The following is a 9,901-nucleotide window of genomic DNA, read 5'->3' on the forward strand; positions in this document are numbered from 1 at the left end:
AATTCATTTTCGACATTATTTAACGGGCTTTATTCATCCAATATTCGTTTTTCTCGGCAGTTTATATTTTTAGAGGAACTTAACGAATAATGTAACAAATCCAGTCACAGGATTCCCCCCTTAATTGCATGCTTTTATGTGAACACCAACATTTCCCGGGAAATATCTACAAAATAATTGGCGTTATATGACTTTGTTCGTCTTCCTGGTGTTACTTTGTAATGGAAACTGCAATCACTTACAATTAAAGTTTTGTGACTGCGGAAATATAATAAGAGGAAAACCCCGGTATTGGTAAGCTATCATATTAGGGGTTTCCCGTGCTTCCTTAGTCAAACCACTGCTGCTTTCGGATTTAACTTACCGCAGGCCTTGAAGCTAGACATGCACCCATTTAGACTAATACGCCTTAATAACTCCACAGCCTATTCGTTTTCCAGCGTCTCCAGCTGGTTGTGTGCGGTAGTCATCCGGGTTTTGATGAATCATGACGGACTTGCCAATTACATCTTTACTTTTAAATCTGTTTGTAAAAAAGGACATTCTAGCATATCCGTTATTGGAAAAAAGAACTGGAAAGTCTCCGGGATGGTGACCATGCGGCTGATTTTCCGGATTCCAATGCCCGCCAGCCTGCTGAAATGGATCCGTTTCATCTCCAACTTCGCAATTCCCTTTTTCATGGATATGGAAACCATGGGGACCTATTGGTGCCTGATCCCCTTGTGCGGGTTTGTATGGTGGTAATCCAACTACTTCTACAGATACCTCTGTCCCGTTCGGAATATCTGTAAATGTAACATACCCCCGTAAATTGGGAGCCAGTTGACTACCTCTTATTTCAGCATACGCCCTGCTCATCTCTTCTCTTATCGGATAGTACATTAAATATGGATAATACATATATGGATACAATTTATTTAAACCTCCTGTCATTTCATTCTTTCTTAATTTTATGCCCAGAAGGATTATTGTGTGTCAGCAACCATTTGCCGCAGCAGAAGAAATAGGTGTTGCAAACTTGAGCGCTGAAGCAGGACGCAACAGTTATAATTTTTTATTTTCCCAAACAGTAAAAATCTAGTTTTATAACAGAAAAGGTATGAAAAACCCGCATGTAACTGGACTTTTAGTATAATTAGGGTACCAACCAGATCAAAGAATCCCTGTGTTCCACTTGTAGATGAAGTATGTAAAACAGGTAAAAAAAGGTTACGGAAAAATAGGAAAAAGTGATATAACGTGCAAAAGGGATAAAGTACTGGTTTGTTAAAGATACCCAAAATTGTAGGGAATCATTTGGAAACATAGTATCCGATCAAAATTATTCCGACGTAATGGAATCACTTTTTATACCCGCTAGCACTATAATCCATCGCTATCAATTCAAGACAATGATTCAACGTAGGATTTTTAAATCATAGTTAAAATTAAAAAGAGCTGAAGATTAAATTTCTCCAGCTTCTTTGCAATTTTAATCAACAATTCATTACAGCCTTTGCCATTTTCACTATATATTTAATCCTTTTTTCACATCTAACATCAAGCTTTCCAATTCTTGCTTCTGCTCGGGTTTTTCTTTACTTACTTTTTGCACCTCTTTAATAAGATAATCATAGAATTCCTGAAAAGTTAAATATGCCTCACAATCTTGATCAGCACTTGAAGTAGCTTCATCCACTGATAATAGAACCTTTCCATCTCCTTTTAAAACAGCATATGCTTCATCCGATTCATCTAAATCATTAAGAAATAGAATGGTTTTTCCACCACTTCCAAAACCCTCTTTTTTACCAAAATACTTTAATGCTTCAGGAAGTAACCCTCTTACACCTGATACCTCAAAAAAGTAATCATTTAGTAGATTAGTAATTTCATTTTTATCTATAATTAATTTGTATGTCATTTGAAACTACACCTTTCAATTTATTATAGGGTAGAAATTTTTAACATTTCCGGATTCATCCAGCCAACCAATAAATTTTAATCCATTGGACGCGGTACCTTCAACTCTTCTACCGTTTATGGATCCATTATTCATTGCTTCTTTTCCCCAATTAAACATTTGTTCATTACTAATCAGTTCGGGGTTATAAACGGTTTTAGGATCCTTAATTACCCTGTATTGTTTTGGAATAAGCAAGTTTCCGGCTAAGTCCTTCTTAGGAACCTGATATTTAATTTCATATACTCCTTTAACAGTAGGGTGAGGTGTCTTTTTAATAATACAATCGCTGGGGTTGAATCCTTGTGTTTTCAGTTCATTATTAAATGAATCTAAATTATGGCCACCTTTGACACCATTTCGATTGAATCCTTCAGAATTAATTAAGTGATTTTTGGCGTTACTTCCAAATTTAAAATGGTTTGTGCTGTTGGTTCTCTGATTATTACTACTACTGCCATCATTCCTTCGCACAAAAAAGTAAGTTTGCCCTGTGCCAGCCTCCTGCACAAGCCTAACTTCCGGCATATTCTTCTTAAACCAATTATATAGATTACTCACCGACCGAATCAATACGGCTGAAATGTCCCATCCTTTAATTTTGTAGCCGCACCCTTAACAGTGGTATTTTACAAACGATATAATAATGAATAAACCAATGTATTTTAATGTACAAAATAAAAATGTGAGACCTAGTAAAATTTTTGGCCCCACATTTTTTTATTCTTCCTACATTTCAAGGAATTCATCAAAATTTTTGCAAACAAAATATGTTACAGGATCTAATTCTCCCGATTCCTCATGACTCCAAATGCAAACACTTGCGTATGTATTTGTATTTTTTGAAATCCAACCACAAATAATCACCTGAAAAAAAATAGCAATAGGCAACAATTCTACTCCTGTCAAATCTTCATTGTCTGTAAGTCTTTCTTCTATCCTTGTTAAGGTTACGTCAATATCATAGACACCCAAATCATGATTTTCAGTTTCTTCTAAAATACATAGAAACCTATCAATTGCATACGAATGTCCATTACTGGGAAATGAACTAGTCCTTGGAATTGCCCCACTATATTCTTTGATAAATTTTTTATAGCTTTCTGGTAAACTTATCTCACATTTGCGTTCCCGTTCAAGCAGTAACTCGTCGTCCGGTAAAGGGGTAATTATTGACAGTTCTTTAAGCTCCATTTTATCCTCCCTTAAAAATAAACCCGTAAATCCCCCTAAATAACCTAAATGCTTCATTTACACTTTTTAAACTATTAATCAATATCTTTTACAGTACTTTCCCTATACACATCTATAAATCAATTAACTTATTTTTCAGTATCCTCGTATAACATACCAAGAAACTCATAAATGTCATTAGTAAGGAAATACATGTTCTTCATATCATTTGGGTTTTCTGATTCGTTCTCATGATCCCAAAATAAATATTTTTAAAATAGGGCTCTTTTGTTGCCTAAACATATGACATTTCCTCCAGGCTCTTCTCCAATTGGAATGAATACTTCGGGTAACCTTTCACCAAGTATATCAATATTATCCTCCAAATTGTCATACAAATCTCCTATTCCAAAGAATGCATTTATAACAATTGGCCCCTGTACATCCGAAATTTTAAATACATTGGGTCTAGCCTTGCCGCCATTGTGTTCAAGTAGGAACTTTTTATATAATTTTGTAAAATTTATGTTGCTCTCAAATTCAAAGTGCTCAATTTGTTCGATTGAAAGCTTTCATGTGAATTAACAACTTTCGCCATAAGGGGATTACTTCTTTATTCCTATTCACCATTTACGGTATGACCCCCCAACTTGCGTGAACTCCCTATGAACTTTTTTTCCTACCAGAGTCTGGATTGTAAGGCTTCTGTTCAAACCAAACCAATATCAATTCTAATTCCTTATTCCCCCAAAAAATTAGTTTTCACCGTATTTAATATCTCCTCTATTTCCGATTTATTATCAGGGATACCTCTCAGCCATTTGCGCAACTCTTGCTTTGCTCTTAGGCTTACAAAGAACGTTTCAAAAGGCACCACAAACATACATCAAAAGCAGGATATTCTACAGAATCCAGTGATTGACACTTGTATCTCACTGGATTTTCTTCATTCCATAATCTGAATTTAATTTTGTTCGCATTAGGAACCCTAAAATTTTAAATGCAAGTTTTACTCAATGAATTCCGGCTTCAACCACAATGATTCAATCTCCCCTGTATTACTTAGCGTAACAATCGTATTCGTAAAAAACTCCACACTGTTATCCCTGCTGGAATTTTCAGGATTTCCAAAACATATCCAACCCGATTCCCGATCATAATAAGTATTCCATTCATTTGGTTGATTAAGTCTTTTGGTATCACCCGGATCAAGATCCAGATTTAAACGCAAAATACCTTTTGAAGCATTAGGAGATACTATTTTTCTCTCAATCCAATTAAAATTGTGATGAAATCCCCAAACCTGCGTTGCAGTTTCTGTTTCCGAATTAAATCTAATGTTGATATAGCCTAGTAATAATATGATATCGGAATTTGCTTCAGGGGCTGATTGAAATTCATTACTCTCCTTAGAATAGGTTAACTGACCGATTTTGCAGTTGTTTGTTATCTTTTTTGTTGGCATATTTTCGCTCCGTTAGATTATTTCATTGCTTCCTTAGCAAAATCTACATCTGTTTTTAAATCTAGTTCCGGATATTTTTTTTGAAGAAGTTCAATGCACTCGATAAACTTTTTACTTTGTAGTTTTTCAGAAATATCTTCAAACACTTCACTTATCCATTCAATGTCCTCTTTGTCACAGTTTACTAAGCAATGGATTGTATCATCCTCATTTTTAGTGAATACATCTATTAATTCTTGCCACTTAATTTTGGTTGACGGATCGTCCGGATGTATTTTTTTCCGTTCATTAATTATTGTCTTCACTTGATTTGTATCAATCACTATATATCATTCTTTTCCCATCCAAGCATATGCCTTATAATCAAATCGAGTCTTGAGCATTCAAATTGGATGTAATCATTTACTAGTAGGTCTTTGGGTATAGTGAATTCATCAATCTCGAGTTTAATACTTGCCAATCTAACGACTCCATTTTTAATATCAACTAATTTCGCATTTAGTTATAACTAAATAATCTTCTAGTTTCATTATTTTAAATTCATTGTAACCCTTCTTCACGTTTTTACATCCAGGCAATATATTGGTTCTTTCAATGTTTCATTAAGCTTTTAATCTAAGGGCTGTGAGTAGCACTTAAAAACCGGTTAATACAATTGTTTACTTGTTGTCTCGGATCACTATTTAATTCCCCATAACTGTACTTAAATTTATAACGCTCTGTATCTTCCAATATAAAAGTTAAATGTATCTGCTCCTCACAACTCTCCCCGAGTTCGGGAGATAAGGCAAAAAGTCAGTCGTCTAATTCAATTCTTAAATTTAAATATTCATCGACATTTATCTGAAATTCATTTGGTATATTCAAACTGCAGAAAGGTTTACCATGTTTTGGTATATAATAAAATAACACTGTTCCTCATCTTCACCAAGCTGTCCATACAGGTAAACTTTTTCCCATTCTTCGGGTATCATCTCATCAATAATTTAGCGGCTTCTTGATACAACCCTTCCATTTTTCGACTTCCATTATTATCCTACTGACTGATCCGGAATACTTTCGTATATGGTTCTCGATCAATTGTATAATCTACCATAAATCTGTTGGCCATCCGAAAAACTTTTACCGAATTCAAAGAAACCATTCGCAATTATTGATGCTTTATTCATAAACAATATACACTTTTTTTCCCTTTTCTTTTGAATCTTGTAAAAAAGAAACTATTTCTCTCGATAATTCAGGAAGAATTGGTAATATATTTTGAATTTCTTCTTTGTGCCTTATATTATTTATGTCCGATTTCTTAAATTGCTCTATGGCTAAGTCAAGATCTTTAATTTCCCATGGACTTTCATCATACCATCCTTCATGAAAAACGTATTCTTTAATCAATCCAACGGGGTCCTCTTCATTGAATAGGCTTTCTAACAAAGTTTCAAAATAACCATTCCATATTCTTAATACCTTTTCCCCTTCGTTGACTATTTCAATCTCAGGCTCTCCCTCGAATCCTTTATAGTATTTTTCTTTTATATCCACTATCTCACCCCTAATCCTTCCAATGCCCATCATTTAATAGTTTTAATTGTTCATTTGTAGCAACTCCTGCTTTCCTTGCAGCTATTGCATCATACCACTTATGTGCTTCTATCCACTCGTTTTTTCCAACCATGAAAAATGTTTGTGGCATTGAACCTCCATTTCCTGGAATCGTTCTTTGTATAACCCACGTATTACCTTGAGATTCCGGAGCACCTGGTGTCCTTGTGTGCCATCTTACTTCATATTTATAATCCCCATCGTTCCATTTATACGTAATTTGCTCATAGCTAGTTTTTGATCTCACCTTCACTTTTGCGGCACTAGGAATTTCTATGGGAGACCGTATTGCATATTCTTTTGTAATCTTCAACTTTTCTTCATGAGTTAAATCCGAAAAATTAAAATTATTAGAATCAGTTGATTTATTCCTATCACGAAACGAACCTCCGCCATTATTCTCCCGCGCAAAAAAGTAATACTGCCCCGTACCGGCCTCCCGCACAAGCCCAACTTCCGGAACATTCTTCCTAATCCAATTAAACAAATTACTCACTGACGGAATCAGAATTGGCTTAAACATGTCATCCTTTAATTTCGAAGCAGCACCCTTAACCGAACTACGAGATGAAGCTTTCTCCTTCCCCTCAACAGGCTTCACCTTTTTCTCCGCGTCCGCTGCTTTCCCGGCAGCTTTCACCGCGGAAGAACCGCCTGACGTGACAGGTGCTTTTGCTATACTAAACAAACTTGCAAGACCGAAGCTAGCCATCAGATGCTCTTTCGAAAGCGCCTCATCCGGATTGACAGCACCGTTAACCAAATCTAAACCGCCTATACTAATCCAATTTGTTACACTATAAAAGGATGGTGATTCCAATACCTCTTCGCCTCGGCTCTCCAAACCTTCGCCAAATCCCTTACCAATATCAAGAAGTCCACTCGTCCAGTAGTTGGCATAATCATACCACGAATCATGGCGCTTATCCGCCCGCTCTTCAAATCCGTGCTTAATATCTTCCCCTATCTCCAGTATACTCTGTCCCGCCTTTACAAACGGGTTCACTTCTTCCGGCTTCTCTCTATTTTCTGGAATGTCTCTCACAAATTCATACTTTACATTTCCGTCACCATCTTTAAACTTCCGAACAATTCGCCCATCCGCAAACGCAAGATATTTTCCTTGAAATTCACCCTTATAATCGGAAACTTGTTCGATGTCCGTGATATTAGCCTGAATAGTTGCAAATTCTTGAGCTGTAATGGAGTCACTTTTTATATCCATTAGCACCTTCATCGCCCGGGCACTATAGTCCACCGTCCGCATTTCCAGCTTTTTCTGGATATAGGTTACCGCGGCACCCGGTATTGGCAATTTCGTGAACCGGGTCAAAAATTCCTTTGCACCATACATTAAAATATTATCGAATGAAAACGTATTTCCTCTCACTTTACTTTGCACACTTTTCAGCAGCCAGTCATAAGCATTATTTCCTTCCAGCTGCTTCACGGAATAGTTCTTAATACCCAGTTCCCCACTCGCAAACTTGCTGCCGATCTGCTCCAAATAGTTTTTCATCACCTGCAGATCCGTTTCTACGTCCTCAAGTTTGGCGGATTGCCTGGTATCATAATCGTGAAGCTTTTCAAGCGTGTCATATATCTGGGTTCGACCCTGTGTCAGGTTAAACAGAAATTCCTCATCATCAAGCGTTGGCAGGCTGATAATATCTCTTACTGTCTTGATCGAAGCATTTACCTCATCCGTTAACGCAGTCGTCACCCGTTCCGCCTTTTTTAAGCCGTCCACTAAATCATGCTCTAAAAATTGCTCGTGAATATAGCCATCCTCCGCACCCTCCAGCGATTGCAGGGCATTCTCCATTTCCGTCAAAATTTCCTGATAGTCCGCAATAAATCCCTCCAGGAACAGCAGGAATGGCATATGTAATTCCTGATAAAATGAGCGAATCGCCTGGGCACCTTTCCCTTTAAAGGCTTCATCAAGTGTGATAACCGCCTGCACCCGCTGCTCCAGATCCTTGACCTGATCGTCCAGTGTCTGTAAACTTGTTTTTGTAGCCTTCAACCCCGCACGCAAACTTTTTGCATCTAATACTTTGATAGACCAACACCCCCCGCTAGGTCCCGTATTCTCGTGAAAATCTCATTAATTCCATCTGTATTATATAGGAAATCACTACCATTTCGAAAGGGAAGAAATAACTGTTTTTTTGCGGACAACCAGGAGAAAGGTTTTGGTTTGCGGCTAGGCGAGTTCAGCTTAAAGCAAAATCGCACGACAATAAGCGTAAGCGCTCAATCAACCTTCATATGAACACCTAAATGATTCGTGTAACAAGCGAACGTAGCGTAAAGCCAATCGTGTTGTAACGCTTTTCGACCAAGCTTCCTCCAAAATCGATCGAGCAATATGAAAAAAACGAGATCACCCTAATTTGATCGAGCAGCACACGCAGGTCAATTCTAAATTCACAATTCCCGACCCGAAGCGTAAAAATCCCGATAGATCTTGGAAATATCCCGATCCAAATCGCAATTTGCCCGATCAAACCCGGAAAAACCCCGATCCATAAACGCAATTTGCCCGAACAAAAGCTCCGGCTACAATACCGGAGCTTTACCTGGTTTCCCCTATTCCAAAATTTATAAATTTACTACTTCTCTAATGCTATCCAAAATCACAGACGGTTTCACACGAGAATCCTCAACCATATCGCGATTCGTGATCCCAGTAAGAACAAGAACTCCCTGCAATCCGTAGTCCAGTCCCATCTTAATATCGGTCTCCAGCCGATCGCCAACAATAAAGCAATTTTCCGGTGGAAGCTGCAAAATCTCTGAAACAATAAAATGTGCAGCGTGTCTCGATGGTTTCCCTACTATTATCTCTACTTTTTCACCAGTAGCTCCTTCCATCGCACCGATCATCGCCCCACAATCCGGAACTTGCCCACCTTCAACAGGGCAAGTTCTATCGGGATTCGTCGCAATAACACGTGCCCCATTTCTCCAAGCCTGAAAAGCATTATTTAGCTTTTCATACGTAAACTGACGATCCCAGCCTAAAACAACATAGCTTGCCTCTTTACTATTTTCGGTTATAGCAATATCCAAGTCATTCAATTCATCGAAAAGCGGCTGCTCCCCAATGACCATCACTTTTTCATTTTGTTTCAACCTCGATTTTAAATACCTAGCGACCAAATAATTGGAATTAATCACCTCATGATAATCCGTGTTGATTCCCAGACGGTTTAACTTTTCCACGTAATTTTGAATAGTTTCAATCGATTTATTCGTTAAAAATACGACCTTATCTCCACGGTCCCTTAAATGGCTTATTGTTTCAGCAGCACCGGCAATTAATTTGTTATCCAAATAGACAGTTCCATCTAAATCAAAAATAAATCCTTTAGCCAACTATCCATCCCCCTGTCGTTGCGCGATTCACTGTCGATGTTGCCCGCTCCTCTGTTGATGTTTCACATTCTACTGTCGATGTTGCTCGCTTTTCTGTTGATGTTTTACATCCTACTGTCGATATTGCTCGCTCCTCTGTTGATGTTTCACATTCTACTGTCGATATTGCTCGCTCCTCTGTTGATGTTTCACATTCTACTGTCGATGTTGCTCGCTTTTCTGTTGATGTTTCACATTCTACTGTCGATATTGCTCGCTCCTCTGTTGATGTTTCACATTCTACTGTCGATATTGCTCGCTCCTCTGTTGATGTTTCACATTCTACTGTCGATGTT

Annotated in this window: 11 protein-coding genes and 1 pseudogene; all 12 read right to left on the reverse strand. The window is 37.7% G+C overall.

Translation table 11 applies throughout. The annotated features are described in order from the left end of the window. Positions 1-399 precede the first annotated feature (399 nt). On the reverse strand, positions 400-903 hold the full coding sequence (locus IEX12_RS18790; RefSeq protein ID WP_088053529.1) for a superoxide dismutase family protein: 504 nt from the start codon (positions 901-903) through the stop codon (positions 400-402). A 607-nt stretch (positions 904-1,510) separates the two neighbouring features. After that, the gene (gene cdiI, locus IEX12_RS18795) at positions 1,511-1,906 is read right to left on the reverse strand and encodes a ribonuclease toxin immunity protein CdiI (RefSeq protein ID WP_088052478.1); all 396 of its coding nucleotides are present in this window, start codon (positions 1,904-1,906) and stop codon (positions 1,511-1,513) included. Between the two features lie 15 nt (positions 1,907-1,921). After that, complete coding sequence (locus IEX12_RS18800; protein WP_230856086.1) at positions 1,922-2,455, reverse strand: CdiA family toxin C-terminal domain-containing protein; 534 nt, start codon at positions 2,453-2,455, stop codon at positions 1,922-1,924. Positions 2,456-2,674: 219 nt separating this feature from the next. Then, positions 2,675-3,139, reverse strand: coding sequence for an SMI1/KNR4 family protein (locus tag IEX12_RS18805; protein WP_088052476.1), 465 nt, complete (start codon positions 3,137-3,139; stop codon positions 2,675-2,677). 251 nt (positions 3,140-3,390) lie between these two features. Next, a complete protein-coding gene (locus tag IEX12_RS23550) occupies positions 3,391-3,681 on the reverse strand; it encodes an SMI1/KNR4 family protein (protein ID WP_308778109.1) in 291 nt (96 codons plus the stop codon). A gap of 446 nt (positions 3,682-4,127) precedes the next feature. Continuing rightward, a complete protein-coding gene (locus IEX12_RS18815; RefSeq protein WP_088052475.1) occupies positions 4,128-4,583 on the reverse strand; it encodes a hypothetical protein in 456 nt (151 codons plus the stop codon). 17 nt (positions 4,584-4,600) lie between these two features. After that, positions 4,601-4,906, reverse strand: coding sequence for a hypothetical protein (locus IEX12_RS18820; protein WP_230856085.1), 306 nt, complete (start codon positions 4,904-4,906; stop codon positions 4,601-4,603). Positions 4,907-5,446: 540 nt separating this feature from the next. Then, positions 5,447-5,557 carry an immunity protein YezG family protein gene (locus IEX12_RS23910; RefSeq protein ID WP_088052473.1) on the reverse strand — a complete coding sequence of 37 codons (111 nt, stop codon included), beginning with the start codon at positions 5,555-5,557 and terminating at the stop codon, positions 5,447-5,449. Between the two features lie 187 nt (positions 5,558-5,744). Continuing rightward, positions 5,745-6,122 (reverse strand): hypothetical protein, encoded by a 378-nt coding sequence (locus IEX12_RS18830; RefSeq protein WP_088052472.1) that lies wholly within the window; start codon positions 6,120-6,122, stop codon positions 5,745-5,747. 10 nt (positions 6,123-6,132) lie between these two features. Then, positions 6,133-8,247, reverse strand: a complete 2,115-nt coding sequence (locus tag IEX12_RS18835) for a ribonuclease YeeF family protein (RefSeq protein ID WP_269058770.1) — start codon at positions 8,245-8,247, stop codon at positions 6,133-6,135. 542 nt (positions 8,248-8,789) lie between these two features. Then, on the reverse strand, positions 8,790-9,566 hold the full coding sequence (locus tag IEX12_RS18840; protein ID WP_102414679.1) for an HAD-IIA family hydrolase: 777 nt from the start codon (positions 9,564-9,566) through the stop codon (positions 8,790-8,792). Beyond that, a pseudogene (locus IEX12_RS18845) lies at positions 9,559-9,901 on the reverse strand (hypothetical protein); the annotation flags it as partial. The gene IEX12_RS18840 and the pseudogene IEX12_RS18845, both read right to left, overlap by 8 nt.

It is taken from the genome of Lentibacillus populi (assembly GCA_014642895.1).
Lineage (GTDB): Bacteria > Bacillota > Bacilli > Bacillales > Amphibacillaceae > Lentibacillus_C > Lentibacillus_C populi.

Coding starts and splice junctions, on each gene's coding strand:
- IEX12_RS18790 (WP_088053529.1), bottom strand. CDS start 903: ATGTATTATCCATATTTAATGTACTATCCGATAAGAGAAGAGATGAGC.
- cdiI (WP_088052478.1), bottom strand. CDS start 1,906: ATGACATACAAATTAATTATAGATAAAAATGAAATTACTAATCTACTA.
- IEX12_RS18805 (WP_088052476.1), bottom strand. CDS start 3,139: ATGGAGCTTAAAGAACTGTCAATAATTACCCCTTTACCGGACGACGAG.
- IEX12_RS18815 (WP_088052475.1), bottom strand. CDS start 4,583: ATGCCAACAAAAAAGATAACAAACAACTGCAAAATCGGTCAGTTAACC.
- IEX12_RS23910 (WP_088052473.1), bottom strand. CDS start 5,557: ATGATACCCGAAGAATGGGAAAAAGTTTACCTGTATGGACAGCTTGGT.